Origin of the sequence: Novosphingobium sp. HII-3, from assembly GCF_002916655.1 — a bacterium.
Lineage (GTDB): Bacteria > Pseudomonadota > Alphaproteobacteria > Sphingomonadales > Sphingomonadaceae > Novosphingobium > Novosphingobium panipatense.
Genome location: NZ_PPSM01000031.1, coordinates 1 through 26,817, shown reverse-complemented (window position 1 = coordinate 26,817; position 26,817 = coordinate 1). Strand labels below are relative to the sequence as shown.

General features: G+C 63.5%; 27 protein-coding genes. 19 read left to right on the top strand and 8 right to left on the bottom strand.

Going from position 1 to position 26,817, the window contains the following annotated elements; translation table 11 throughout:
- Window positions 1-462 precede the first annotated feature (462 nt).
- From C2R25_RS12500 to C2R25_RS12480, 5 genes are all read left to right on the top strand, one after another.
- Window positions 463-1,629 carry an MFS transporter gene (locus tag C2R25_RS12500; RefSeq protein ID WP_233203960.1) on the top strand — a complete coding sequence of 389 codons (1,167 nt, stop codon included), beginning with the start codon at window positions 463-465 and terminating at the stop codon, window positions 1,627-1,629.
- Window positions 1,630-1,811: 182 nt separating this feature from the next.
- Window positions 1,812-4,064: a TonB-dependent receptor gene (locus C2R25_RS12495; RefSeq protein ID WP_103729526.1), complete on the top strand. Its 2,253-nt coding sequence runs from the start codon at window positions 1,812-1,814 to the stop codon at window positions 4,062-4,064.
- A 121-nt stretch (window positions 4,065-4,185) separates the two neighbouring features.
- Complete coding sequence (locus C2R25_RS12490) at window positions 4,186-4,977, top strand: GntR family transcriptional regulator (RefSeq protein WP_103729525.1); 792 nt, start codon at window positions 4,186-4,188, stop codon at window positions 4,975-4,977.
- A gap of 74 nt (window positions 4,978-5,051) precedes the next feature.
- Complete coding sequence (locus C2R25_RS12485) at window positions 5,052-6,068, top strand: NAD(P)-dependent alcohol dehydrogenase (protein WP_103729524.1); 1,017 nt, start codon at window positions 5,052-5,054, stop codon at window positions 6,066-6,068.
- 11 nt (window positions 6,069-6,079) lie between these two features.
- The gene (locus C2R25_RS12480) at window positions 6,080-7,447 is read left to right on the top strand and encodes an MmgE/PrpD family protein (RefSeq protein ID WP_103729523.1); all 1,368 of its coding nucleotides are present in this window, start codon (window positions 6,080-6,082) and stop codon (window positions 7,445-7,447) included.
- 61 nt (window positions 7,448-7,508) lie between these two features.
- On the opposite strand, the gene C2R25_RS12475 is transcribed toward C2R25_RS12480, so the two are convergent.
- Together C2R25_RS12475 and C2R25_RS12470 are read right to left on the bottom strand one after the other, a co-directional pair.
- Window positions 7,509-8,333: an SDR family NAD(P)-dependent oxidoreductase gene (locus C2R25_RS12475; protein WP_103729522.1), complete on the bottom strand. Its 825-nt coding sequence runs from the start codon at window positions 8,331-8,333 to the stop codon at window positions 7,509-7,511.
- The gene (locus C2R25_RS12470) at window positions 8,330-8,638 is read right to left on the bottom strand and encodes an REDY-like protein HapK (protein ID WP_103729521.1); all 309 of its coding nucleotides are present in this window, start codon (window positions 8,636-8,638) and stop codon (window positions 8,330-8,332) included. Before C2R25_RS12470 ends, C2R25_RS12475 begins: the two co-directional genes overlap by 4 nt.
- A gap of 78 nt (window positions 8,639-8,716) precedes the next feature.
- Here C2R25_RS12470 and C2R25_RS12465 point away from each other — a divergent pair, with 78 nt between their 5' ends.
- The 6 genes from C2R25_RS12465 to C2R25_RS12445 all read left to right on the top strand — a co-directional run bounded on the left by C2R25_RS12465 (window position 8,717) and on the right by C2R25_RS12445 (window position 14,383).
- The gene (locus C2R25_RS12465) at window positions 8,717-9,928 is read left to right on the top strand and encodes a class I SAM-dependent methyltransferase (RefSeq protein ID WP_103729520.1); all 1,212 of its coding nucleotides are present in this window, start codon (window positions 8,717-8,719) and stop codon (window positions 9,926-9,928) included.
- Window positions 9,928-10,287, top strand: coding sequence for a hypothetical protein (locus C2R25_RS12460; protein WP_103729519.1), 360 nt, complete (start codon window positions 9,928-9,930; stop codon window positions 10,285-10,287). The genes C2R25_RS12465 and C2R25_RS12460 overlap by 1 nt, the downstream gene beginning before the upstream one ends.
- A complete protein-coding gene (locus C2R25_RS12455; RefSeq protein WP_233203958.1) occupies window positions 10,284-11,669 on the top strand; it encodes an FAD-dependent oxidoreductase in 1,386 nt (461 codons plus the stop codon). The genes C2R25_RS12460 and C2R25_RS12455 overlap by 4 nt, the downstream gene beginning before the upstream one ends.
- A 90-nt stretch (window positions 11,670-11,759) precedes the next feature.
- The gene (locus tag C2R25_RS12450; RefSeq protein ID WP_233203957.1) at window positions 11,760-13,070 is read left to right on the top strand and encodes an FAD-binding oxidoreductase; all 1,311 of its coding nucleotides are present in this window, start codon (window positions 11,760-11,762) and stop codon (window positions 13,068-13,070) included.
- A 3-nt stretch (window positions 13,071-13,073) separates the two neighbouring features.
- Window positions 13,074-13,379, top strand: a complete 306-nt coding sequence (locus C2R25_RS20980; RefSeq protein WP_233203956.1) for an FAD-linked oxidase C-terminal domain-containing protein — start codon at window positions 13,074-13,076, stop codon at window positions 13,377-13,379.
- On the top strand, window positions 13,379-14,383 hold the full coding sequence (locus C2R25_RS12445; RefSeq protein WP_233203955.1) for a zinc-binding dehydrogenase: 1,005 nt from the start codon (window positions 13,379-13,381) through the stop codon (window positions 14,381-14,383). The genes C2R25_RS20980 and C2R25_RS12445 overlap by 1 nt, the downstream gene beginning before the upstream one ends.
- Window positions 14,384-14,504: 121 nt before the next feature.
- Here C2R25_RS12445 and C2R25_RS12440 read toward each other — a convergent pair whose 3' ends face one another.
- From C2R25_RS12440 to C2R25_RS12420, 5 genes are all read right to left on the bottom strand, one after another.
- Window positions 14,505-15,008 (bottom strand): hypothetical protein, encoded by a 504-nt coding sequence (locus C2R25_RS12440; RefSeq protein ID WP_103729517.1) that lies wholly within the window; start codon window positions 15,006-15,008, stop codon window positions 14,505-14,507.
- A gap of 32 nt (window positions 15,009-15,040) precedes the next feature.
- A complete protein-coding gene (locus C2R25_RS12435; RefSeq protein ID WP_103729516.1) occupies window positions 15,041-15,421 on the bottom strand; it encodes a cytochrome c family protein in 381 nt (126 codons plus the stop codon).
- 171 nt (window positions 15,422-15,592) lie between these two features.
- On the bottom strand, window positions 15,593-15,883 hold the full coding sequence (locus C2R25_RS12430) for a DUF1330 domain-containing protein (RefSeq protein WP_158250665.1): 291 nt from the start codon (window positions 15,881-15,883) through the stop codon (window positions 15,593-15,595).
- A 26-nt stretch (window positions 15,884-15,909) separates the two neighbouring features.
- Complete coding sequence (locus C2R25_RS12425) at window positions 15,910-16,494, bottom strand: cupin domain-containing protein (RefSeq protein ID WP_103729514.1); 585 nt, start codon at window positions 16,492-16,494, stop codon at window positions 15,910-15,912.
- Between the two features lie 8 nt (window positions 16,495-16,502).
- Window positions 16,503-17,678, bottom strand: a complete 1,176-nt coding sequence (locus C2R25_RS12420) for an LLM class flavin-dependent oxidoreductase (RefSeq protein WP_103729513.1) — start codon at window positions 17,676-17,678, stop codon at window positions 16,503-16,505.
- Between the two features lie 190 nt (window positions 17,679-17,868).
- Here C2R25_RS12420 and C2R25_RS12415 point away from each other — a divergent pair, with 190 nt between their 5' ends.
- The 6 genes from C2R25_RS12415 (at window position 17,869) to C2R25_RS20235 (ending at window position 23,397) form a co-directional block, all read left to right on the top strand.
- Window positions 17,869-18,795, top strand: coding sequence for a LysR family transcriptional regulator (locus C2R25_RS12415; protein ID WP_103729512.1), 927 nt, complete (start codon window positions 17,869-17,871; stop codon window positions 18,793-18,795).
- Between the two features lie 138 nt (window positions 18,796-18,933).
- Window positions 18,934-19,998, top strand: coding sequence for a DUF3089 domain-containing protein (locus C2R25_RS12410; RefSeq protein WP_103729511.1), 1,065 nt, complete (start codon window positions 18,934-18,936; stop codon window positions 19,996-19,998).
- A 13-nt stretch (window positions 19,999-20,011) separates the two neighbouring features.
- A complete protein-coding gene (locus C2R25_RS12405) occupies window positions 20,012-20,869 on the top strand; it encodes a phytanoyl-CoA dioxygenase family protein (RefSeq protein ID WP_103729510.1) in 858 nt (285 codons plus the stop codon).
- A gap of 17 nt (window positions 20,870-20,886) precedes the next feature.
- Window positions 20,887-21,471, top strand: coding sequence for a hypothetical protein (locus C2R25_RS12400; protein WP_103729509.1), 585 nt, complete (start codon window positions 20,887-20,889; stop codon window positions 21,469-21,471).
- A 41-nt stretch (window positions 21,472-21,512) separates the two neighbouring features.
- Complete coding sequence (locus tag C2R25_RS12395) at window positions 21,513-22,880, top strand: MFS transporter (protein ID WP_158250664.1); 1,368 nt, start codon at window positions 21,513-21,515, stop codon at window positions 22,878-22,880.
- A 232-nt stretch (window positions 22,881-23,112) separates the two neighbouring features.
- Window positions 23,113-23,397, top strand: coding sequence for a hypothetical protein (locus C2R25_RS20235; protein ID WP_146049660.1), 285 nt, complete (start codon window positions 23,113-23,115; stop codon window positions 23,395-23,397).
- A 153-nt stretch (window positions 23,398-23,550) separates the two neighbouring features.
- Here the strand turns inward: C2R25_RS20235 and C2R25_RS20720 are convergent, their stop codons facing one another.
- Window positions 23,551-23,961, bottom strand: a complete 411-nt coding sequence (locus C2R25_RS20720; protein WP_103729506.1) for a hypothetical protein — start codon at window positions 23,959-23,961, stop codon at window positions 23,551-23,553.
- A 93-nt stretch (window positions 23,962-24,054) separates the two neighbouring features.
- Here C2R25_RS20720 and C2R25_RS12380 point away from each other — a divergent pair, with 93 nt between their 5' ends.
- Together C2R25_RS12380 and C2R25_RS12375 are read left to right on the top strand one after the other, a co-directional pair.
- Complete coding sequence (locus C2R25_RS12380; RefSeq protein WP_233203953.1) at window positions 24,055-24,993, top strand: hydroxymethylglutaryl-CoA lyase; 939 nt, start codon at window positions 24,055-24,057, stop codon at window positions 24,991-24,993.
- Between the two features lie 140 nt (window positions 24,994-25,133).
- Window positions 25,134-26,561 (top strand): MFS transporter, encoded by a 1,428-nt coding sequence (locus C2R25_RS12375; RefSeq protein ID WP_103729504.1) that lies wholly within the window; start codon window positions 25,134-25,136, stop codon window positions 26,559-26,561.
- Window positions 26,562-26,817: the final 256 nt, after the last annotated feature.

Sequence of the window (26,817 nt, the reverse complement as noted above, 5' to 3'; positions counted from 1 at the left end):
TTCTGATAAAGCTCCACTCTCTTCATCCTTCCACCTCCGCACAAAAGCGAAGGTCTAACAGGACTGGCCCTTTTTTATCCCGGTGCTCCGGTCCGGTCCGTGGCCCCTTTTATTCCCGGTGTTCTCAGCCGAGACGATCGCGGAGAATCATGCAGCAGGATGACGGGCTTGCCTGCCCCCGCCTCCCGCAGATGCACACGCCTGCTCCCGGCGTTGACGAAGCGCCGTACGATCCGGGGTGAAGCGGTATGGGGGGCAGGGTGCGGAGACGACATGACGCTGTGACCCTCATTTTGATATAGACTTATATCTATTGGTGATTGATAAAAGTCAGCTTGTCCAGCCCGGAGATCGACGAAGGTGAGAATGCATCCGCGTGCTTTTTTTAGGGCCTCGCCAGAAGTCGACGATCCACGTGGCTGGGCGGTCGCCATTGCCGCCATGGTTGGCGTGGCGTTGGGAATGAGCCCGATCCCATTCTACACCATCGGAATGTTAGCGCCGCAGCTTTCAGGACAGTTTGGGTGGAGTTTCGCAGCGCTGATGGGCAGCATCACTGTCCAATCCGGTGTTGTCATGATCGCCAGCCCGCTGGCCGGGGTTGCCATCGATCGCTTTGGAGCGCGGTCGGTGGCGCTCGTATCCTTACCGTTGTTCGGGCTTTGCTACATGAGCCTGGCGCTCAACAACGGGTCGCTGATGGTGTTCTATGGGCAATGGGCGGTGATGTCCGTGCTCGGCATCGGCACGCTTTCGGCCACGTGGACGCGGGTGGTGACGCAGTGGTTCGACAAGTGGCGCGGCATGGCGCTGGGGGTGGCGAGTTGCGGCACCGGTATCACCGGGTTCCTCATCAAGCCGCTGTGCGCCGGCTTGATAGACGCGCATGGCTGGCGCATCGCAGTCATCGTCATCGGCGCTCTGCCGATCGTCATTGGCGTGCCAGTCGTTGCTCTGCTGTTTCGTGAACTGCAACGAACGCCCCGGTCCCTGCGGCCCTCCACCAAAGATGCACCTCTGGCAGGCCAGAGTGGCCTTACGCTGGGGGAGGCGCTGCGCGATCGGCGCTTGTGGACGATGGCGGCTGCCTTCCTGTTCATTGCCTTTGCCTTGACGGCACCGACACCCAATCTGGAGAATATCCTCAGGACCCGGTCGTTTACACTCGCCCAGATCGGAGAGATCACGTCCGCCTTCGGGCTATCGGTAATCTGCGGAAGGTTGATCGGTGGCTGGCTTCTCGACCGCTTCTGGGCGCCGCTGATCGCCGCCTTCATCCTCGTGTTCCCGACGATCGGCTGCTGGCTGCTGACCAGCGCGCCCCCGACTCCGCTGACGGCAACGCTGGCCGTCATGTCACTGGGGTTCGGCGCAGGGTTTGAGTTCGATCTCCTCGCCTACCTCATCAGCCGCTATTTCGGGCAGCGGCATTACGGTGCGATCTACGGATGCTTTTACGCCGTCATCGCCTGTGCGGGAGGACTGGGGCCCGTCGCTTTCGGTTATATCTTTGACCAGACAGGCGATTACACAGGCGCTCTTCGTGCCGGAGCGTTGTGTCTGACGTTCGGTGCAGCCCTGCTGCTGATGATGGGGAGCTACCCGAAGCGCGGCGAGACACTCCGCTAAAGCGGCGGCGCGCTGCGACGGCTGCAGCAGGTCTGAACCTGTGTTCCCGATGAAAATTGCAAAAGCCGGGTTGACAGGCTGCTCAATCTATTATGTCTTTATGACATAACAAATAGAGCGCAGCGGCGGCCGCAGGATCCGCCCTGACCCATGCTTCAGGCCAGGAAAGATGAGGTTTCGTCATGCGTATTTCGACGAGGGATATCCGTGCGCGTGCGCTCTGCGCCGTTGCTTTGGCAACGATCAGCATCGCCACTGCTGCACAGGCGCAGCAAATATCGCAGACCGAAACCGTCCGGGGAAATTTGGGCGGGGACATCATCGTTACGGCCCAGCGCCGTCCGGAGCGCCTGCAGGACGTGCCGGTGGCGGTCACCGCCTTTAACGAGGAGACGATCCGCAATCTCAACCTCAATGATGCGATCAAGACCGCGCAACTGGTGCCGGGCATGATCGCCACGCACAATGCGGGTCTGGGGACTGCCAATGCCTATTACCTGCGTGGTCTGGGCAACAGCCAGTCGGTGGCAACCTTCGATCCGCCGGTGGGCACGTATGTCGATAACGTCTACGTCGCGCGTCAGAACGCCAACAATTATCAGTTCTTCGATGTCGATCGGGTGGAGGTGCTGCGCGGGCCGCAGGGCACGCTGTTCGGCCGTAATACGACGGGCGGTGCTGTATCGGTGATCATGAAGAAGCCTGCCGATTCGGTCGGCGGCAAGTTCGAAGGTACGTTCGGCTCCTTCGATCGCACCACGGTCAAGGCGACTGTGGATATGCCGGTCACCCCACGCATCCTCACCAAGTGGTCGGCCTACTACGTCTATGACGAGGGTTATCTAAATAACGTGACGACCGGCGACCGCCTGAACGGCGAGCGCAACTACGGCTTCCGGGGCGATCTGCGTCTGCTTCCCAACGATGATTTCACGATCGATCTTTCGGGTGAGTATACGCGCAATACCGGCACGTACCTTGGCGTCTATGGAGCGCCTGTCGCATCGGACCGTTACAAGACGGCGACCACGCCAGACTTCTATAGAACGCGCAACGCCTTGCCCAAGGGCAGCTGTCATGGCGATCCAGTGACCATCCTGCTGAACACGGCGACCGGCAACTGCTCCCTCACGGACAGCTACGCCACGACGGCGGACGTCAACTGGCAGACCGGCGCCGGCAACCTTGAACTGATCGCAGGCTATCGTAAGCAGGATCAGGGGTACATCAACAACTATAACGGCACGACGACGAACGTGTATGCCGCTTATATTCTGGCGGACAAGATCCGGAACAAGCAAGTGTCGGCCGAACTGAAGTGGACAGGCGAACTTTTCGACGACAAGCTCAGGTACGTTGCGGGTGTGTTCTACCTGCGCGAAGTAAACCGTCTCCAGTCCGCGGACTTCCAGGGTGCGGCCACTGCGACGGCATTCAACCTCCTTCAGGATCGCCATTTCCGGCAGGAGGTCGAGACGGCCGCCGGTTATCTCCAGGGCGACTACGAGGTCGTGCCAGACCTCACCCTGACCGTCGGAGCGCGCTATACATACGAGAAGAAGACCATTGATTACTTCGATTCCGAGCGTTTTCCTGGGTTCGGGTTCAACAGCGCGGACGTTCGCGCAGCGGGCATTCCGCTGAAGCTGACGCAGAGCCGTGTGACGCCCCGGTTTGCGATCAATTACAAGCTGTCGCCGTCAGTCATGCTCTACGCTTCGGTGACAAACGGGTTCAAGTCCGGCGGCTGGAACGGAAATGCCGCAGTGGCGACGCGCGTTCTCGCGTTCGAGCCGGAAGTCACCTGGTCTTACGAAGGCGGCATCAAGTCCGAGCTTTTCGGTCGCAAGGTCCGCATCAACCTGAACGGCTACTACGCGCGCACCAAGAACCTGCAGATCACTTCGGGCATCGTTCCGCCCGGCGAAACCGTCATTGTCAGCCTCGCCCGCAATGCCGGCACGCTCGTTGACTATGGCCTGGAATTCGAAACTGTCTTCGCCCCTGTGCGCAATTTCGAATTCTTCGCCAACGGATCCTTGTCGCACGGCAAGTATTCTTCGGTGGTGATCCTGCCGGACGTCTCGCAGGCGCTGCAGATCTCGACCGACACCCGGCCTGTCCGGACACCGACGTTTCAGTTCACCGGCGGCGCGACCTACACGATCCCCGTCGACGCGCTGGACGGCGACATGAAACTGATCGGCGCCTACCGCCACAATTCCTCCTACTATGTCGCCGTGCTGAATAACGCTGCCGCGCCGAGAGAAGACTTCGTCGATCTCAAGGTGGCATACGAGCAGGCGGACAGCAGCTTCGGAGCCTCCATCGGGGTGACCAATCTCACGAAGCAGGAAACCATCACCGCAAATTTCCTGTCGCTGTTTCCGGGGGATCCCCGCCGGTTCACAGGAAGCGTCTGGTTTCGATTTTGATCGGTATGACCTGTTAAAAGGAAAAGGGGCGCGGCGAGCGCCCCTTTTCTTTCCCGCCTTTTCGATCGCGGGGATTTGCCGTCGCTTGTGTATTTGACATATCAAACGCAAGGGTGCAGCGATGGCCGTGCAATTCCGCGCGCTGCTGTCCCTGTTTGGGAGTATCGAGGTGGTCGACCGCGACGCCGCAGTGCCGTTGTATTATCAGATCTATCTGCAGCTGCGCGATGAGATCCTCAGTGGGCAGCGTCCCTTCGGCAGCGCCATGCCGACCGAGCATGTGCTGGCGGACATGTTCCGCGTTTCGCGCATCACAGCGCGACGCGTCTTGAACGAGCTCGCCGAGCAGCGCTACGTGGAACGCAAGCGCAGGCTGGGCACGCGCGTGATCTTCCAGTCGCCGGCCAAGCCGATCGAGGCGGACATCGATCAGGCAATGGACTCGCTGATGGCGTTGGGCAGCGGCACCACGGTAAACGTCATCGAAGTTAATCGGGAACGACCCAATCCCACCGTGGCGGCTGCCCTTCGCGTGGATGCCGATGATGAAGTGATCCGCGCTGTTCGCATCCGCTATCTGGACGGGACGCCGATCGGCTACGTCGTCAGTTACGTGCCGGGTGATCTGGCTGCGCTGATAACACCGGGCAACCTCGCCAAGGGACCTATCCTGCAATTGTTGGCCGACGCAGGCTACAAGGCTGTCCATGCCGACCAGACAATCGGCGCGCTTCAGGCAGACCCGCATCTCGCACAGGCGCTGGAGATCGCGCCGCTGGCCGCGCTCCTGCGGATCAGCCGCACCAGCTATGATGCGAACGAACGTCCTTTCCTGCTGACCTTCGCGCACTACCGGTCGGACAAGTTCACCATTCGTCTCGACTTGCACGGAACCCGCTACGCGGTCACTTGACCGGATGGATGCTTGACCCCCTTATTGTACTATGTACGATACAAAAAGCTCATCACTAAAGCTTTGGGGGTATCGTGAAGGCCTATTCGATCGGTTCGCAGCAGGGCATCGCATCGCTGACAGCATCGACACGGGATGTGCCGCAGCCCGGCCCCGGCGAGGTTCTGGTGAAAGTGCGGGCGGCTTCGCTCAATCACCGCGACCTCCTGATCATCTCCAGCAAGTATGGCGCAAGTCGCCCCGAGGATCGCGTGCCCGTGTCCGATGGTGTAGGCGAAGTTGCCGAACTCGGTGAAGGTGTCACCGGGTTCGAGCCGGGCCAGCGGGTGATCGCGCCGCATTTCGTGGCCTGGACGGACGGCCCTTTTTCGCCTGCCTACTTCGGTCATGACATCGGCGTAACGCATGACGGATGGCTGGCCGAGTACGTGCTGATTCCGGCGCGTGCCCTGGTCAAGGTGCCCGACAGCCTGACCGACCGGCAGGTCGCCGCGCTTTCGGGCGCCGCACTCACGGCATGGAATGCCATTGTGGAAGTCGGCAAGGTGAAGGCGGGGGACAGCGTCCTCACGCTCGGAACGGGCGGTGTTTCGATCATGGCCCTGCAGATCGCGCGGATGTGCGGAGCGCGGGTGGCGATCACGTCCTCCAGCGACGAAAAGCTTGAGCAGGCGCGGGCGCTCGGCGCGGACGTCGCCGTGAACTACCGGAATGATCCGGAGTGGGAGAAGACCGTCTTTGCCGCGCTTGGCAATGGTGCCGACATCGTCGTGGAGACCGGTGGACTTGCCACCCTGGGTCAGTCGATCGCGGCGGCGGCGCCGCTTGGCCGCATCGCCATCATCGGCGCTCTGGCCGGTACGGTCAGCGACCCCCTGCCTAACTTCGGCACGATCATCGGTAAGAATCTGGCGATCCACGGCATCGCGGCCGGTGGCCGTGCCATGCTGCAGAGGCTGGTGAACGCCATCGCCGTCAATGGCATGGAGCCGTTGGTGAACACGGTGTTCGGCTTCGATGAGGCTGCGGAGGCCTATGCCTATCTGCATTCAGGCAATCACTTCGGCAAGGTCATGATCCAGATCGCCTGAGCGCCGCGCCAGTGACCTGCGATGCGTCCGCCCGTCTTTCCGATCATGCCCTGTCTGTAGATTGGACGATGCTGCCCCGCCGCGTGCAGGCCGCTACTCAGGCGTTTCTGTTCGATACGCTTGCGGTGGGGATCGCAGGGCATGGTGCCATCCATGCACCCGAGGTGCGGACCCTAGCCCGCCTCTGGACAGGCACTGCGTCCGGCGAGGCGCTCGTCCTGGGAGCAGCGGGCCTGCGCCTGCCGGCGCCTTATGCCGCTTACGTGAACGCTTATCAGATCCACTCGCAGGAATACGACTGCGTTCACGAAGCTGCCGTTGCCCACCCGATGGCGACCGTCTGCGCTGCGCTTCTGGCAGAAGCCGGCCGCGCGCCGGTTGCGGGAGGCGACTTTCTGGCAGCAGTTGTTGCGGGAATCGACATCGTGGCCACTCTGGGAGCGGCGGTGAAGGGGCCGCTCAAGTTCTTCCGCCCCGCGACGGCGGGAATTTTCGGCTGCGTGGCGGCCTTGTCCAGGCTTCGTCGGGTTGAGCACGACGTCGCCGGGGGCGCCTTCGGCCATGCCCTGGCGCTGGCGAGCGGGACGATGCAGTCTCACATTGAGGGCAAGCCCACGCTGGCGCTTCAGGTGGCCGGCGCCGCACGATCCGCTGTTGAGGCCTTCGACCTCGCCCGGGCCGGCATCCCATCGCCAGAAAACGCAATCGGCGGTCCCTTCGGCTACATGGCGCTATTCGAGAACGAACCTGACTTGGAGCCGGAGCTTGATCGGTTGGGCCGCCTCTGGCGGGTGGAGGAAGTGAGCTGGAAGCCGTTTCCGACCGGACGGGCAGCGCAGGGCGCGCTCGTCGCGCTGAAGACGCTTATGGCGCGGCACGGTGTGACGTCTGCAAATCTACAGGCCCTGGAATATCATGCACCGCCGCTGATACACCGGCTGGTCGGTCGTCGTCCATTACCCGACATGACGGTCCCATATGCTCGGTTGTGCTTTGCATGGCTGGGCGCACTTGTGCTGCGTGATGGCGATGTGAGTTTAGGCGCTTTCACGCCGGACCAGCTGACCGATCCGGTCCTGCTGTCGCTTGCGCAAAGGATTGCGGTCATTCCTGACAACAACCCGGATCTCGCTGCCTTCGTGCCCGCGTGTGCTCAGGCGCGGCTCTTTGACGGCACTGTGCTGCGCCTCGATGTTGCCCAGCAATTCGGGTCGCCCGATTGGCCGCTGACGCTGGATGAGCAACTGGAGAAGGCCCGCACGTGCTTCGCCTTTGGCGGTGTGGATGAGGCGCTCGTGCCTGAGGTTCATGCTCTGGTCGAGACGCTCGATACGGCGGTCGATGTGGCGGCGGAGCTTGCAACCCTTCTGAGACTGTAGGGCTGCTCTGAGCGCGGGCTTCGACCGGTCCACCACCCGCCCGAAGCCCGATGAAGCTCGATCAGTGCGGCTCCTCGCCACCTGATACGTTCATGCTCTCGCCGGTTATGTACGCTGCTTCGTCGGAGCAGAGAAACGCCACGGCCGCCGCCGTATCGGCGGGCACGCCGGGGCGCCCCATCGGGATGCGTGCGGCCATGTTTGCGAGGTACTGCTCGACCGAAATGCCCTGCACCGCCGCGAAATGCTCGTTCTGCCACTTGCCAAGGCCGGTGGTGACATGGTTCGGGCACACATTGTTTACCGTGATGCCATGCGGCCCCAATTCGATCGAGGCAGACCGCACAAGACCCACGAGGCCGTGCTTCGATGCGGTGTAGGCCTGCGCATGCATGAAACCGGATTTCGCGGCCTGGCTGGCGATGTTCACCACTCGCCCACCGCGCTTCTGGGCGATCATGATCTCCGCAGCGGCCTGCAGTCCGAACCAGGCGCCGGTCAGGTTGACGTCGATCACGGCCCGCCATTCCTCCGAAGAAACATCCATCATCGGCTTCATGATGTAGCCGATGCCGGCATTGTTCACCCAGATGTCGAGTGACCCATGAGTATCCACCGCGTGACGTGCGAGGGCGCGGACCTGGCCCGGGTCGCGCACGTCGCAGGGGAACGTCGATGCTCCGGACAGCGTAGCGGCGATGGCTTCCATCTCGGTGCTGGAGCCGGTCATCGAACCCGGCGTCGCCGCATCGGCAGGCGTGCCGATATCGGAAACGACCACCGTCGCGCCTTCGGAGGCGAGCCTACGGGCAATTCCTTCGCCGAGTCCGCCCGCACGCCCCGATCCGGTGACGACTGCGACCTTGCCTGTGAAACGACCGCTCATGCGCCCAGCTTCTCGGTCATGAGGAAGACCGGGTCGGCCCAGGCCTGGAACTCGGCAGCCACCTTGTGCATCGCTTCGGTGGACGTTTCCTTGCCGAAGAGTTCCATGTCCGCCACGTCGATGATTTCGACATATTGATAGGGCGAGGTGCCGCCACCCAGCAGGCCCGCCGTGCGCAGAACCTCGAAGTTCCTCACGGAGCTGAGGCCGTTCACGGTCGGAAGGTCGGTCGTCTCCGCCCAGCGTTCATAATCGGCGACGCTCTTTCCCTCCTTGAGGTTCAGCAGCACGATGATGCGGGTCACGGGTAATCTCCTCCTTGAGGTGAGCCAAGCTACCTGTTATTTGATATACAAGCATGACATATAACGCGAGTGCTGACCATGTCCAAAAATGACCCGGCTGCTGATTACGATGGCCCGCCCGATTATCGCGTCATCGGCCGTCACGCGCTGTTTCCCCAGACCAACCATGACGAGATCGAGCGGATAAACTTCCTCGCGCAGATGAATCGTCACCTGGCGGCCAATGTCGTGCCGGGCGTGAAGCAGTCTTACGAGAGGCGCGTCGCTCCTGCGTTCGAGGCCTCCGAAGGTCGCCCGATCGCCAACCGCCACGAAGCTCGCAAGGCGCTGCTGCAGGATCCGGCGTTCCGGACCTGGTCGGCCCTTCGCCGCCTGACGATGGAGCAGCGCCAGCAGGCCGGTCGCTGGACCGCACTGCGTCAGGCCGAGCAGCTGGCGGAGAAGGCGCGCGAACTGACCGAGGGCGATGATCGCCTGAAGCTTGACTCGAGTTTGCAACAGCCGCGCTATGTCTCGGCGGTGGACCATCACTGCATGCCGGGCAGTTACCACACCGAATACTTTCCCGGCGACGTGACCAACGGCGCGAACTACGATCATGCTGGATTCGTGACCACCAGCGGCCTTCTAGGCAAGTATTCGGACGGTGGCGGCCATGCCGTGGCGCGCTGGGTGAAGCGCAACCTGCCGGACTTCCAGCCGAAGCAAATCCTCGAAATCGGCGGCACAGTGGGTCATTCCAGCCTGCCGCTGGCGCAGGCGTTCCCGGAAGCAGAGATGACCATCGTGGACCTCGGCGCGCCGGTGCTGCGCTACGGACTGGGGCGTGCCAAGTCACTCGGCGTCGATAACGTGCGCTTCGTGCAGGCGAGCGGAGAGGATCTTTCAATTTTCCCCGACGCCAGCTTCGACTGGATCCAGACGACGATGTTCCTGCACGAACTCTCCACCAGTTCCATGCGGGCGATCATGGCGGAAACCCGTCGCCTCCTGCGCCCCGGCGGCATAGTTCTGCATGTGGAGCAGCCGCAATACGCGCCGGAAATGCCACTGTTCGAGCAGGCGATGCGCGACTGGGACGCCTACTACAACAATGAGCCGTTCTGGAGCCGGATGCACGAAATGGACCTCGATGCGGAGATGATCGCCGCCGGGTTCGAGCGTGACCAGCTGATCCACGGCGGGGTGACCGCGGTAGTCGACCGTGACCTGTTCCCCGACGCCGCGGACGACGACAAGGAAGACTACGGCCGCAAGGCGGCCTGGCACGTGATTGGAGCAACCGTCTGATGTCCGTCACCGATGCTCTGCGCGGCGCGGGCGCGAAGCCCGCCGGAAAGCGCCCCTATTTCCTCGACGCCGAAGTCGAGCGTGTCCTCGCCATCACCATGTCGATCGCGCAGGAACTGGCGGTTAGCCGTCAGCGCACCGATACGCTGGAGCGGCTGCTGCTCGAGAAGGGCGTGCTCTCGCAAGGCGAGATCGATTCCTTCGTGCCCGACCGCGCCGCCGCCGCGGAGCGCGCGCTGTGGAATCAGGAGTACATCGCCCGCATCCTGCGCATCGTGCAGCAGGAGAATGAGGCGGTGGACCGTCCGGACGACATCGCCTCCGAAGACGTGGCGGCCGAGGTCGGCGCACAATCGTGAGCGACACGGATTTCGAGCTCACCGTCGATGTCCTCATCATGGGCGGCGGCGCTTGCGGCGTCACGGCGGCGCTGGCCGCCAGTGATGCGGGAGTCGAAGTGCTCCTCGTTGAAGCCGATGCGCGGCCGATGGGCACCACAGGCATGTCGATGGGCGTGTTTTGCGCGGCCGGCACCAAGCAGCAGGCTGCGGCAGGCGAGCAGGACGATGGCGATACGTTCTTCGCGGACATCCTCGCCAAGACGAAGGGTCAGACGGACCCCGAGATCGCCCACGCCTTGGCCTACGGCTCCGGCCCGACACTCGACTGGCTGGTCGAGAGGCACGGCGTTCCACTCGCACTCGATACTGGTTTTCGTCCAGCCTACGGTAACACCCGAATGCGCGTCCACGGCTGGCCCGGACATGCCGGGCAGGACCTGCTGGAACTGCTGCACCAGAAGGTCGCCGATGCAGGCGTCATGGTGCTCAATCCGGCAAAAGTGGTCGATTTGATCGCCGACGCCGGCGGCCACGTGCTCGGCGTCGAGATCGAACGGCCCGGCGGCGAGCGGGAGCGGGTGGGGTGCAGGGCGCTCGTCATCGCCAGCGGCGGCTTCGCCGGAAACCATGACATGCTGCGCCAGCACATCCCCGAAATGGCTTCTGCGCGCAACAACGGTCACGAGGGAAGTCAAGGCGACGGTATTCGCCTTGGAGTGTCCCTAGGTGCCGCTGTGGGCGACTTGGGCGCCTATCAGGGCTACGCGATGCTGAGCGAGCCGCAAGGTATCAGCGTACCGCCCGGCTTCATCATCGACGGCGCGATTCTCGTCAACACCAAGGGCTTGCGCTTCGTGGACGAGAAGGAGGACATCGCCGGAATGGTCCATTCCGTGATGGCGCAGCCCGGCGGCCATGTCTGGGTCATCTTCGATGAAGAGATCGAGCGCCGCAACGCCTACCAGCCCGACACCAAGGCTTTAACCGAACTAAACGCCGCCCGTCGTGGGGAGAGCGCTGAGGTTCTGGCGCAGCGCATCGGCGTCGATCCGCAAGCGCTGGCAGGGGAACTTGAGGAGGCCCGTCAGGCGCGGGTCGAAGGGCGCCCCGATGCACAGGGCCGGGTCTGGGAAGAGGAGCTTCCGCCCTCCGGCGCATTGGGTGCGTTCAAGGTCGTCGGCGCGATCTATCACACGCAGGGGGGCTTGCAGATCGACCGGAATGCGCGGGTCCTGCGCGCGGACGGCTCGGTTCTGCCGAACCTTTTCGCGGGCGGCGGTGCGGCGCGCAGCGTCTCGGGGCCGTCGTCCTGGGGTTACCTGCCGGCGATGGGGCTATGCACCGCCGTGACGCTCGGCAGGCTGGCCGGAGAAGGCGCCGCCTGCATTGCAGCGGGCTGATGATTGCAGAGCGGAAGGTCGCCTGCGGAGCAATGCGCGATCAATTCCGTCCGACAGCAGTAAACCACGATTAATCACCGGAGCACGACGATGGACCCGCTGAGCGCAACGCTTTCCGAACCGATCTCCACCCCGGCACTGGCCGAACGCCTCGCCGCCATAGTCGGGGCCGACAACGTCTGCATTGATGAGGCGAAGCGCAAGCTGCACAGCGAAGACATCTGGTCAAACTCCGACGATGTCGTGGTGCTGGTCGTCGCCCCGGCCAACACCGGGGAACTGGCTGAGGTGGTCAAGGTCCTTGGCGACGTCGGCTGCTCCATTGCGCCGCGCGGTTCGGGGATGAGCTATACTTCGGCCTATGTTCCCGCCAACTCGCACACCGTATCGATCGACACGCTGCGGATGAACCGTATCCTAGCGGTCAGCCGTGCCGACATGACGGTGACGGTGCAGGCGGGCGTCAGCTGGGTGCAACTCAACGAAGCTCTGGCGAAGGAGGGGCTGCGCACGCCCTTCTGGGGCCCGATGTCGGGCCTTGTGTCCACCATCGGCGGCGGCTTGTCGCAGCTCAATGCCATGTTTGGGGCCAGCCAGTATGGTACCAGCAGCGAAAGCGTCGTAGCGCTGACGGTGGTGACGGGCACCGGCGAGGTGATCCGCACCGGCGCGCGCGGGGAAGCCGCGAACCATCCGTTCTATCGCCATTTCGGCCCTGATCTGGCAGGTATCTTCTGCGGGGATTGCGGCACGCTGGGCATCAAGGCCGAAGTCACCTTCCGCCTCATTACGGCACCTGCTCATGAGGACTACGCTTCGTTCTCATTCCCAAGCGGGGAAAAGCTGCTGGAGGCGATGGGCGAAATGTCCCGCGCCGGCATTGCCAGCGAAATGTGCGCCTTCGATCCCGGCCTTACCGAAGTGCGCATGAAGCGCATGTCGCTGATGGCCGACATGAAGACGCTGGGTGCGGTCATCGGGAAGGAGAAGTCGCTGGGCAAGGGGCTGCTCTCCGCCGCCAGGGTGGCCCTGGGGGGGCGCAGCTTCATCCCCGAGGGTGACTATCCGCTCCACGTCATTACAGAGGGCCGTTCGAAGGAGGCCGTCGCTTTTGACATGACGGAAGCGCGCCGGATCGCGCGTGACTTCGACGGGACGGAGATCGAGAACTCCATTGCGAAGATCATCCGCGCCAACCCGTTCCCGCCGCTGAACTCCATGGTCGGCCCCACCGGTGAGGCCTGGGTCCCGGTTCACGGCGTCTGTCCGCTCTCCACCGCGCCACAGATCTTTACCGAGATTCAGAAATTCTACGCCGAGAACGCCGCGCTCTTCGCCGAGCATGAGATCCACACCGGCTTCCTGTTTACCGGCATGGCCACCAACGCTCTGATCATCTAGCCGGTGTTCTTCTGGCCCACCGGCTGGCGCCCGATTCACGAGCAATCGATGGAAGCCTCGCACGTCGCGCGCCTGACCCAGCGTCCGGAGCATCCGGCGGCGACCGAAGCGGTCAAGTTCCTGCGAAAAGGCGTGGTCGCGATCTGCGCACGCCATGGCACCGGTCACTTCCAGATCGGCCGCACCTATCCCTACCGCGAGAGCCGCGATCCGGCCTTCACCGCGCTGCTCGATACTCTGAAGGCGCACCTCGACCCCAAGGGCCTGTTCAACCCCGGCGTGCTCGGCTTTTCGGAAAGGCAAGGCTGATGGCGACGTATCAGGCGGTCCAACTGGCGCGGTTCGGAGAGAGTTTCCGGGATGCCGCGGATATCGTCGATCTCGACCTGCGCTCCCCTCAACCCGGTGAAGTGCGCGTGCGTAACCAGTATGCGGGTGTAAACGGCATCTTCGATACGCAGATTGCGCGTAATGCGGTGGACTACGTGAAGATCGGCCTGCCCACGCTGACCGGGGTAGAAGCGCTGGGTATCGTGGAAGCCGTGGGTGAGGGCGTAACCGACCTTACCCCCGGTGACGCGGTGGTGACCACGCGCTTTCCGGGCGGCTATCGCCAGTACAACGTCGCTCCGCGCGACCACTTCGTGCAAGTGGCCGATGCCACACCCGAATGGCTGGCCCTGGCTTCGACAGGGGTTTCGGCATGGATGGCGCTGTTTCATGTCGGCGCGGCGCAACCCGGCGAGGTCGTCGCTATTTCAGCGGCAGCCGGAGGACTGGGCCATCTAATTGTCCAGCTTGCGGCGCTGAAGGGCTGCGAAGTCGTCGCTGTCTGCGGCGGCTCGGTGAAATCCGACTTCGCCCGCGGCTTGGGTGCCGCGCGGGTGATAGACTACCGCACGGAATCCGTGGCAGAGGTTCTTGCGCGCGAGTACCCCAGCCGCCTGGACGTGGCGATCGATACCGTCAGCGGCGAGATCTTCGATGCCTTTCTCGAGAACGTCGCACCGCACGGGCGCGTTGTCGTCGGTGGTGCAGCGGCGGACCTCGAAGGGCGGCCGGAGATCGTGACCGCGCCCCGTATAGCGCACAAGCTGTACTACAAGGGCGCTTCGGTGCGCGGTTTCATGAACGGTCTGCTGTCACCCTTCTGGCCATCGGCACGACAGGAGGTGTTTGAGCTATACCGTGCGGGCAAGCTGAAGGTGCGCTTCGATGACGAGCGCTTTGTGGGCCTGTCCGGCGTCTTCGATGCCGTGGAGCGCCTCCTTTCGGGGCGGTCGATGGGTAAGGTCATCGTCGACCTGCGCTAAAAAGGGGACCCTACGCCTCGAACCGGCGAAGGGCCCCAGCAGCAGCAACGCAGCAGCGCAGATGAGCAGTGCCACGGCGGAACTGCTCAACGACAGGGCGTATGTTCCATGGACATCGAAATCATGCCCAAAGAGTGGCGCGGCAAACCCGGCGCCGATCGCAAAGGGCATGTAAAGCCAGCCGTAGATCGTACCATAGCGCTTCATACCGAAATAGCGAGGCGACGATGAATGCGATGAAGTCGTGTTCGATGCCTGGCGCGAAGCCGATCAGGAAGATCGAGAGCGCCGCCGCCTGCGGATCGATGGTTTCGCCGATCAGCGCCCCGTAGGACAGGCCGGGTAGGGACAGCAGGATCGCACTGCTCGCAGGCGCCCAGAACCTGTCGAGCAGCCAGCCGCCCAGCAGGCGGCCGAGGATGGCGGACAGCCCGATGAGCGGGGTCAGCTTGGCTATCGTGGCTGGATGGAGCTGTCCGCTGCGCAGGATGCCTTCCATGTTGGGGACCGTACCGCCCAGGGCGAACGTCCTGCAGGTTTGTCGCAAGTCGCGCTGATGCGGCAGGTCCGTGCGGAGAACAGCGGTTATGCCTTCTCTGTCCGCCTTGCGACGAAGCCGGGCCAAGGTCGCCCTTCCGCTGATTGAGGCTCGTTCGATTACTTCGTGGCGTTTTTAAGATAGGCTATCAGCGCGGCCCTTTCTTCGGGCTTGGTCATGCCGGGGAAGGCCATCGTGGTACCGGGAACAAGCTTGCTGGGACGGGTGAGCCAGGCGTCCAGTGCTTTGTCATCCCACTTGACGCTGCTTCTGGAGAGCGCGGCGGAATAGCGAAACCCCGGCTTGGAAGCGGCTTTCTTGCCGTAGAAGCCGTGAAGGTTCGGACCAACCTTGTTCGGCTGGCCGGCGGCAGTCGAATGGCATGCCAGGCAGCGGACGTAGAGGCGTTTGCCATCAGCGGCTGCGGCTGCGGCAATGGTGGGGGACGTCAGGGCGGTAGCGATCAGGCTCGCGCCTGCCAGCGTAACGAATGCGGCCATGCCGCGACGGGCTTTCATTTCTCGTGTACCTCGCAAAAGGCGCTACCCGCGCCTACCCCGTGTACCTGCAGTCGCGCGCGTGACGCAGGCCGCCTTTCGCGAATCATTCGCCTGCCGATGAATGACGAACCGCAGCGGTTTCTTCTCCGGCAGGCGGGGGAAGCAACGGGCTCAGGGCGCGATGATAAGGCGGGTCTGCACGGTGCCGGCGCCTTCGCGCAGTGCCGCGCCTGCCTTGTATTCAGGGCTCTTGGCATAGGCGAGAGCGGCCTCCGGCGTGTCGAAGCGCGAGACGACGACGCGCTCGTCGGGGTTGACGTCTCCTTCCAAAACTTCGCTGACCTTACCGCGCACGAGGTATTGGCCGCCATGCTTCTCACTGAGTCCGGCGATGGCCTTCACATATTCGCCGAACTTCTCGGCGTCGGTGATGACTACGGTTGCTACGATATATGCTGCCACGTCGGTTCCTTCAGTCTGTTGTGGTATTATTTGTGTCCAGCGGGGGCCGTGTTGGTCGCCGGCTGCCCACCGAGGCGGGCGCTGACGCATTGTTCCGAAGGCATGCCGTCCGGACAGGAACTCAGCTTCGGCGCGAAACTGTTGCTCCTGGGCAGCCGGACCGTGAGGATCCGGACCGGCTCGGTGCCGATGACGCGCGAGGTATGTCCGCGCCCGGTGACGTCATTGGCCAGCACGATGTCACCCTTCGACAGGATGTGCCTGGAACCGTCGCCAAGGCCGACTTCCAGCTGGCCGGCCAGAACTATCAGGAAGCGCGGCGTCGAGACCCCGTGGTAGTCGATGAAATCGCCTGGCAGGGCATCTCCAATCTCCACGTCGGTGGCATAGAGGCGGGTCTGCACGCTCCTGCCGGGGACGCCGCCTGTGCGGGGTAGCGCCTTGATTTCCAGATGGGATTCGCCGTCAGCACCGCCGTACATGTGCAGCACGCGGAAGGCGTCGGCTGCGGGCGACAGCGGGGATACCGGAGGCGGCGCGCTGTTGGGGCGATCCGGGGCGCAGGCGCCTGAAGCCGCAAGGGCGACGAGGAGGGGAAGGACGCGTTTCATGGCAGACCTCATGCCGACTGTGCGAACGGTGCGGCGGAAGCGGGCTCGCTCAGTTGCGCATCGTGTTCCGCCGCGCGGCGGCGCAGGATGGGGATCAGATTCCTGCCATGAAGCGCGATGTCACCCAGAAGGTCGAAGCCGCGGATGAGGAAGCCGCTGATGCCCATCGCGTAGTAGTCCATCATTGCATCGGCCACCTGTTCGGCCGTGCCTACCAGCGCCGGGGGCAGCATCGGGGTGGAGAAGCTGATCGAGGCCTTGGTGATCCCGGTCCACAGCCGCTTGTCGAGAAGCTCCCGGCCTTGGGCGATGGCTTCCAGTTCGTTGCGGCCGAAGCCGCCGCGGGTGGTCGCCAGTTTCGGCTCGAGTCGCATGCCGGTGCTCATTGCCTCCCCTTCACCTGCGAGCCTGCGTTGCTGGTCGAGGGCGGTTTCCCGCAGCGCGTCGACGACCTCGGCGGCGGCTTTCCACGCCTGCTCCTCGGTGTCGCCGAGGATGACGCGGGCGGAGGTCTGGATGCGGACGGATCGCCCGGTTCGCGCCCAGGCGCCGCGCACGTGAGCGATCGTATCCGCCATCTGGTCCAGCGGCTTCAGGCCACCGACGGCATAGACGTCCGCAACCTCCGCGCCCTTCTCCAGCGCGAGGGGGGATGAGCCGCCCCAGTAGACAGGGATCGTGCCCCTCACCGGCTTGAGTTCGGAGAGCGCGCTGGTGAAGCGGTAGTATTCGCCATCATGGTCGAACGGTTGCGCGCAGGTCCAGACCCGGCGCATGATGTCGACGTACTCGGCACTGCGATGGTAGCGCTCGTCCTTGGTGCGAAAATCGCCGTCGCATTGCAGTTCGGTATCGTTAGCGCCGGTGATGACGTGGACGCCCGCTCGCCCCCCGCTCAGGTTGTCGAGGGTGGCGAACATGCGCGCGGCCATTGTGGGGGCAACGAAGCCGGGGCGATGCGCCACCATGAAGGCAAGCCGACGCGTCACCGCTGCGGCGTAACTGGCGATCGCGAAAGGGTCGGGCGCGAAGGAGTTCTGCAGGATAAGGACGCGGTCGAAGTCGTTCTCGTCGAAAGCGCGGGCCATCGTCTCGATCGTCTCGACATCAAAGGCGGGGCCGCCGCCGGGGCTGGTCTCCGATGCGTTGCGGTGAAGCAGGACTCCAAGGATTTCGAGAGGCATTGAACGGCTCCATGGAAGAGCGGTGCATGGCACCGTGGCGCCCGTTTCAGCCACCGGAACGTGGTCGAAGCGGCGGGCGAGTTGAAGACGCTTCGTGCCATCCCTTCGCGTGGCGGATAATTGAGATTATCTATTACTCTTGCTCAGAGGTTTGATCTCTCCTTCCCGCGAAAACGTGGAGGAGCGCGCCATGAACATCGCCAAGCTCGAACGCATGATCGCAGTTTACGAGTCCGGCAGCTTTCGCAAGGCGGCCAAGATTTTCGGCATGTCGCAGCCGGCGCTGACCTGGAGCATCAGGCAGCTTGAGGAGAGTCTCAACCTCGCGCTCTTCGTGCGCGGCCCGCGCGGCATAAAGCCGACGGATGCCTGCGAGAGGCTCATCGTGCGGGCTCGGCTGATCGTGAGTGAACAGCAGCGGCTTCTGGCCGAAGTCGAACGCAGCAGCCAGGCGCAGGCGATCGAACTTGGCGTGCATCCCGTGATGATGAACGCGCGCTTCTCGCGCTCGATTGCACGGTTCCGCCAGGCAATGCCCGATGTCGCCTTGCGCATCGTCGAAGGCTACAGTTCGGAACTGCACGAACGGCTGCGACAAGGCGAAATCGATCTGGCCTATTGCGCAAGGGCCGCGGGCGATCCGGAAAGCGAGGAGTTCGAGTTCAAGCCCCTGGTGCAGCAGTTCTACTCCGTGTTCGCGCGGCCGGATCACTGTGTTTTCGCCGAGATCGGAAGCGGCGGGCGGCATGAAGCGCATGACTGGGCCCAGGTGGCGGTGCCCAACCTCGCGTCGGATCAGGGCGGGGCGCAGGACCTGATGCTGCTGCTGGAAAGCATCGGCATGACCCAGGCCAAGGCGGCGGTACGATCCAGTTCGATGAGCCTGATCCGATCGCTGGTTGTCGACGCGGGCATGCTGGGAATGCTGCCGGACGATTTCGTCGCTGACGAACTTGCCGCCAACACCCTGCGGCGGGTTCCTGACACGCGGGTCGAGGCCCCTCCGATCGGGCTGCTGAGCGTTGCCGGGAGCTATCGCAGCGCGTCGGTGCGCCAGCTGCACACGCTGCTCAAGCAGGACGCCCAGGGCGATCGCACCTTCGCGCTCGGCTTATAGAGAAAGTCTATCGCCCGTCGAGATTTGCGAACTTTCCAGCTTGGTATCGTTGCAGCACGTTCAAGGCGTCGTGACGGAACGGGCCAAGGCTCCAAGTCCCGGCTTCATCTCCTCTCCAGACACAGAGATCGTCCGGACGTGAAGCGCCTGTTCCCCATCCTGATCGCCACTTCGGCACTCCTGGCGATGCCGCTGGCAGCCGATGCCGGGTCGCCACCCGACTATGCCCGCGCATCGAGCTGGGCGGCGATGGGGCGGGCGCAAGGTCCGGCCGCGAGGGTCCCCCCGGGATCGATCGCAGCGCAAAACCTGCCGGTCGACGTATTCTACATCCATCCCACGACGGACCGCACCCTCGAGCGGACCAACCAGCCGTTGTCGGACAGCGCGGTCAACGAATGGACCGATGCCAGCGTGATCGCGCGGCAGGGCGCGGTGTTCAACGCATGCTGCCGCGTTTTCGCTCCGCGCTACAGGCAAGCGACCGCGGGAGCCCAGCGCAAGGGCGCCGCCGTGCGCGACGCGGCTTTCGCGCTGGCCTATTCGGATGTGAAGCGCGCCTTCGCCTATTACCTCGAGCGTTATGCCGGCGGACGACCGTTCATCCTCGTCGGCCACAGTCAGGGCGCGGCTCATCTGGAGCGCCTGCTGGACGAGGAGATCGATGGGAAGCCGCTCGCAGCCCGGCTGGTCGCCGCCTACGACGTGGGCATCACCTTTCCTGCGGCGAAATACGACCGCGCCGGATCCACGCTGAAGCCCTGCGACAGACCGGACAGCATCGGCTGTGTCGTTCATTGGGCATCCGTTCTCCCCGACGCGGATCTGGAGAAGACCGCCGCATTCGCCGAAAGCTACAATCGCAGCGTCCTGCCGCAGGGCACGGATCCCGGGGTGCTGTGCATCAATCCCCTTACGTTCGACCGTTCTCGATCGGCAGCGATGCGGGATGCGGCGCAGGGTGCCATACCGGGTATTCCCGACGAACGCCCGATGATGGCGATACGCCCCCATGCTGTATCGGCCCGGTGCGAGCGTGGATTTTTGGTGGTCGATCCCGATCCCGCGCTCGGCCTGAAGCCGCTGCCGGGGGGCAGCATGCATTACCACGATATCGGCCTGTTTCACGAAGACCTGCGCCGCAACGCGGTCGTGCGTGCGCGGGCATGGTTGGCCGCGCACCCTGACGTTTCAACCCCTTGAGAAGAGAACGACGTTGAACAAGGAACCCCTCAATCCGATCACGCAGCAGCACATGAACGATTACGCCCGTGACGGCGTCGTCTGTCTGCGCCAGATGTTCGATGCCGAATGGATTGCCGTACTCCAGGAAGCGGCCCGCACGGTGGAGAGCAACCCGCAGGCCTATGGGCAGACCGGCCCTTCCCACGGAGCGATGATCTCCGTTGCACATCTGTGGCGAAAGCCAGGACCTTTCCGCGATTTCGTGTTCAACTCGCCCGCGGGCGAGATCGTCGGTCGCGTCATAGGTGCGGACAACGTGCAGATGTTCCACGATCACCTGTTTCGCAAGCCGCCGCTCTCTCCCTCGATCATGCAATGGCATGCGGACCACTTGTGGCCCTTCACCGGGACGATGATACCGAACCTGTGGGTCGCACTTTCGCCGGTGAACCGCGAGAACGGCCAGATCGAGTTCGTGGCGGGATACCACAGGTTCTGCATGGAAACCGGATCACGCTTCGGTCCGGCCGGAGACGGCACGTTCCGCTTTCCCGACTTCCAGGCGGAGCGGGCCAACCCCGAGTTTGCCTTTCGCTTCGTCACCTGGGACCTGGAGCCGGGGGACGCCGTGTTGTTCCATGTCGACATCCCGCACTATTCGAAGGGCAACGACTCCGAGACCCTCGCCCGCACCGGCCTGGCCATGCGGATGATCGGGGATGACGCCTTCTGGTGCCCGCGCGAAGGACTGACTCCCGTGCCCGGGGTGAATGTTCTCGCTCAGCCGGAAGGCGTCCATCCTGCGCCCAGTGAGGAACTGCCGCTGATCTGGCGCCGCCCAGACAATGAGCCACGCGCCTACGCACCGACGCGCAGCCAGGCTGCCTGACAAAAGGAACCCGCATCATGACAACACACAGCAAGCGCGAGTTCCTTGCCGGCGGCGGCATGCTGATGGCGATGATGGGCCTGGCCCACCATGCAGACGCGGCGGCGGGACCAGGGCCTGTACGGCCGCTGCCCGGGCAGGGCTTCCCGATGGAATTCAAAGGCACCGGAGACCCGATGCCCTGGATCAGGCGCGTATTTCATCTCTATTCCGGTTCCGACGGCCTGACCCGTGCCGAGCAACTGGAGGTGATCGATCCACGCGGGCAGGAAATCGCCACGCTGCTGCGCCGTACGGCTGAACGGGTGACGCTGGGGGGATCGCAGCCAAATGCCGGCTTCGGCTTCCACGTCGCCAATCAGCCGACGTTGCTGATCCCGTTGTTCGGAGCCATGATCATCGGGTTGCACGACGGGACGGAGCATGTCCTGCAGCACGGCGACCTTGCCTATGCGGAGGACTGCACCGGACAGGGCCACATCTCCAAAGCGGGGCCGGAGGGCTCTTTCATGGTGGCAGTGCAACTGCCTCGGTCGGGCTGCCCCCGCGTGGGCAGTTCGGACATGGGGGCGGTCTGGTCGGAGCCCGCGCCCGCCAACTGAGTCAAGCCATGACAACGGCCTCATGCAAGGGGGAGCCGCCGATGAAGAATAGCGCGTACATTGGATGGGCGATCGGCTCGTTCACCTCTGCCGCTCTGGTGAGCGCGGTCGGACTGCTGCACTTGCGGTTCATGACCGATTCCCTTGGGCTTGCGATCGCCCTGGCGGGGACTTTGACGGTGGTGGCTAAGATCTATGACGCGATGACGGACCCGCTGATGGGGTACATCGGCGATCGCACCCGTACGCGCTTCGGTCAGTTCAGGCCTTATTTGCTGGCCGGCGGGCTGCTGGCGGGGCTTTCGATGGTTCTGCTGTTCAATGTGCCGCGCGGCATGGGGACGGGCGCCTTGTGGCTCTATGTCGGTCTGACGTTGCTGCTCTACTCCACGGCGTACACGATGTTCCGGATCCCGTACCTCGCACTGGGCCGGGCGATCACGGACGAATTCCACGCGCGGTCGCGGCTGATGACCTTCAGCGTTTACGGCTCGTCCCTGGGCAGCTTCGCGGCGACGTCGGCGGCGCCGTTTCTGCTGGCGCGGCTGGGCAGCGACCGGACAGGGCACGGCCACGTCGCGCTGGTGTTGGGCCTCGCCATCGCACTGGGCGGGATCGCCGCCTTCGCACTGCTGAAGGAACGCCACCCGGTCGAGGCGGAGGCCAGACCGGCCGGATCCTTTTCCGCGACCTGGAGCGCCCTTTCGTCGAACCGGCCGTTCCTGTGCCTTATGGGCTTCAAGATGATTCTGTTCTCGGGCTTGGCTGTGCATCTTACGGCGATCCCCTATTACACACGCCATGTCCTGCACGTGACCGATACGGCGCTTGGCACGATATTCGCGGTGCAGACCGGGCTTATGGTGCTGTCGCAGCTGCTGTGGGTGCGCATGGCAAGCCGCTTTGGACGGCGCAATGCGCTGGTCTTCGCGGGAGCACTCTGCGCATTGGCCTATACCATCTGGGCGCTGATCCCGACGGGCTCGCCGTTTCCGCTGATTTACGTCGCCTGCGCCTTGTCCGGAACGGCCAGCGGCGGCGTGTTCCTTGGCCTGTATACCGTGCTGACCGACACTATGGACTACTCGCGTCGGGTGCAGGGGGAAAACCGCGCGGGCATGCTGGCGGGCGTCTTCGTGATGGTGGAGAAGGGCACCTCGGCCTTCGGCATCTTCGTGTTCAGCACGATCATGAGCTGGACCGGCTTTGTTTCGGCGACCGGTGCAGGCGCGGCAGAGCAGCCTGACGGCGTGAAGTCAGGAATCATGGTCACGGTCGCTCTCGTGCCTGCCCTTGCGGCTGTGGTCGCCAGCATCATCATGCTGCGTTATCGCCTGCCGGACACTGCCGAAGATGAGGTTGTGGCGCTACCCCGGACATCGCAGCCAGTCGGAGTACAGCCCAACTAACCCGAATACAGCCATGCCTGGCTGGTCCCAGCCATGATGAACTTGCCGAGCAACTGTTCGTGCGCGACCTCAAGCTCTACGTCATGGGCCGGCTCAAGCCGATACAGGCGCGTATCGCCGCCGTCGGACAGCAGGCGGCAGCTGGGGGCAAGCAGCGCCGCCGTGCTGCGTTAGCGCATGGAGCGGCACGAAAGCTTTGCCACCTGGCTCGCGCTGAACGCTGGATACCCCCATGGGATCAGTGCGCATCGATCCCCACTTCACCGTCCCCGAGTACATCCGGTACGGGGATATCCACCTGATGCCGGGTGGCAATGCGCATGATGACGGTTCCATTCTGCAGGGGGCGATGATGAATCGTGGCGGAGCGGTCTACATGCTGGGTCGCAACGGCGGGATGCTGAACGACGGGCGTGGGCAGACGGCACATGGCGCATGTGCTGACCCGCTTTCCCGACTTCGATCCGGAGCGCGGATTACCGCGCCTTGTTCGAGGGAGCAGGCTTCTCTGCGGTGAGGACGGGGTATCAGGTGACCAGTCCGTCAGCCCGCAGCGGCCCGTTCCGTTACGGACCGGAAACGAAGGGTTATTCCGGTCGTGGTTCGTAGTCTCGGGCGTCGCGTGACCGGCGGCTCGGCATCCCGCCTGTAAGCCTGTCACCGAAACGCTTCAGGCGATTGGCAGCAGCGCCCGCATCTCCGCCTCCACGTCTTCGCTGATGCCGATGCCCATCGTCAGACACTGCGCACCGCCACAAGGCCATGAGCGGTGGCCTTGTCCGGTAGTGTCCAGCATGACCAGTATGTCGCCCGGACGCAGGCGGTGGCGCATGCCGTCGCCGGCCTCTATCTCCCATTCGCCCTCAAGAGTGATGGAGAGGCCCGCCATCCCGCTGGTGTGCCAGTCCGTGGCATGCAGCGGATCGGCGCCGGCGATGCCCCAAACCGTTGCAGGAGCAACGCCCTCCCAGCTAGACGAACCATCCTGCGCAACGACTTTTCGCATGAGTGGCAGATTCAGCTCGGCAAGGCGCGATCCGCCGTCCGGTGTCGGATAGACGCACAGAGCGGATTTGGTCATCACATGCCTCTCCCGAGAAACCTTCATTGGACTATCGCCAAGCCAAATGGTATATCTATAAGTCAATTACAACAAGTAGAGAGCGCGCGATCCGTGTCGGTTCTGATTAGTGAAGTTGGCCCACGCGACGGGCTGCAGAATGTCGAGGCAATCATGCCGACAGAGGCCAAGAAAGCCTGGATCGCCGCCGAGGCTGCCGCAGGCGTGCGGGAGATCGAGGTGGGGAGCTTCGTTCCCGCCACGCTCCTGCCTCAGCTCGCCGATACAGCCGAAATCGTCGCCTTTGCGCGGACCATTCCCGACCTGACGGTCGCTGTGCTGGTCCCCAATGCCCGCGGCGCTGCCGATGCGATCGCGGCTGGGGCGCACAAGCTGACGCTGCCGCTTTCGGTGTCGGAAACCCATTCGCTTAAGAACCTGCGACGCACGCACGACCAGGTGATTGCAGAGGCGGCCCGGATCTCGGCGATGATCGCCGCACTGCCGGAAGCCGAACGGCCACACTTCGAGGGCAGCCTGTCCACCGTGTTCGGTTGCACGCTGGAGGGCGCGCTGCCCGATGCACAGATCGCGAGCCTTGCCGAGCGACTCATGGAAGCCGGTTGCCACGAAGTCGGCCTTTCCGACACCACCGGCTATGCCGATCCCGCCGCCGTGCGCCATCTGGTGAAACTGGTTCGCGGCGTTGTCGGCGACGGCGCGCTGACCGGTATTCATCTGCACAATACCCGCGGACTGGGCTTGGCCAATGTTCTGGCCGCGCTCGAGTGCGGGCTCGATACCATCGATGCTTCACTCGGCGGCCTTGGCGGCTGTCCTTTCGCGCCCGGCGCAAGTGGCAACATCGTCACCGAGGATCTGGCCTTCATGCTTGAGGCGATGGGCGTCGATACCGGCATCGACCTCGATAGCCTCTTCGCCGTGCGTGGTATCGTCGCCGATGCTCTGCCTGCAGAGGCGCTCTACGGCTTCGTCACCGATGCCGGGCTGCCTTTGGGTTTTCGCCCCGCGGCCCTGCGCCAGGCGGTGTGAGGGCGCTTTTCCATGTCTGACGCCTGGTATTCTGTTCGCTACGCGGACAGGGTGATCTGCCGCTTCCATCGGAGGCTGTGTCTGCGCTAGCCTCGCGTCCTTGTCCTCTTCCCTCTCTCAAGGACGCTGGCACCATCGCCATGACACATGACCTCAACCGGGTTCCGACCCGCACGGCCGCCGCTTATGGCGCGGGGCAACTGGGCGCGCAGATCTTCCGCGATACGCCTGCGGTTCTGCTGCCGATCTTCATGACCACGATTTTGGGCATTCCCCCCTGGTTGTCGGGTCTCGTCATTCTGATCCCGAAACTGTGGGTGATCGTATGCGATCCGCTGGTCGGGGCCTTCTCCGACCGTAAGAAGGAAAGCTGGGGGCGGACCCGGTTCCTGACGATCGGCGCTATCCTGACGAGCATGGGTTTTGCCAGCCTGTTTGCCTTCGTCGATTATCCCGGCCCCTATGCTGCGGCGGGTGCGATCTGCCTGCTGTTCCTGATAGCATCAACGGCATTCAGCCTCTATTCCGTGCCGTACCTTGCCGTCGCCTCCGAACTTTCCGACGATCCCCACGAACGCACCCGCATCCTGACCTTCCGCATGGTAGCGACAGTCGGGGGCGTGGTGATCGGCGTGGGTGTCGCGCAGCCGCTGGTCTTTGCGCTGGGTGGCGGGGCGCGGGGCTGGAACGTGATGGGCTATTCCTTCGCGGCGATCTGCCTGCTGTCGATGCTGATCCCGGCGATCTTCCTGCGCGGCGTGCCGCTTCTCAAGAGCGCCCAGACACCTACGGGTATGCTTGGCCAGCTAAGCTCCGTCATGTCTAACAAGCCATTCATGATCCTGCTGGCGACGACCTTCGTCCAGGGCATCGGCATGGCGTCCAGCTATACCGCGATCGGGTTCTTCTACGTCTACGCGCTTAATATGGTGCAGATTATCCCTACCTTCGTGATCGTTATGGCTATCGGAAGCCTAGTCGGACAGCCGATCTTCCTCCACCTGTCACGCCGGTTCGGCAAGGAGCGCTGCTACGTGGTGGGATCGGCGCTGTGGATGATGGTGACAACGACATGGTTCTTCGTGGAGCCGCAAAGCCCGGTCGTGGCCACTCTGCCGCTGATCGGAGACCTGACGCGCGAGGGACTGCTGGTGCTGGCGCGAGGCTTCTTTATCGGCGTGGTCAACACCGGCTTTCTGCTCCTCTCGTTCTCGATGCTGACCGACACCGTGGACCTGCACCGCCGCCGCCATGGTTCAGTCAACGAAGGGGTCTTTTCGGGCATTTTCAGCGCGGCGGAGAAGTTGGCCTTCGCGCTCGGTCCGCTGGTTGCGGGCATCATCATGAGCAGCTTCGGCTTCGTTTCGTCCACGCACGGCGTCGTGCCGCAGAGCGAGCATGCGGTTCTGGGCGTCATCATGCTCTACTCGGTCGTCCCGGTGGTGACGCAGTTGATCAGCCTGCTGGTGTTCTCGCGCTATCGGCTGGATTCCGATGAGATCTCCAGAGGTTCGGTGAACTGGGAAGATGCCGCGCGGCTGGAGCCCTCGCCGGGGCTCGAACGCTGATCGGCGGAAAGTGACAGAAGTGGCTCGCCTTCGCGGATGATGGGAGGCGCGCCCTTGTGACCGAGCCGGAGATGGTCCCGTCGTCCTGGCGAGTACCGGGTGAAAGTGCGCAGGGCGGCCCGGATCTGCGCCTCTCCGCCTGTTGATCATTCGTTTTCAGGGGTCTGTTTCTGTTGGTGCTGCGATGCTTGCTATTGGGGGATTGAAGCGGAGATTGGGTTCATGACTTATCGCCTGGGGGTGGACGTTGGTGGTA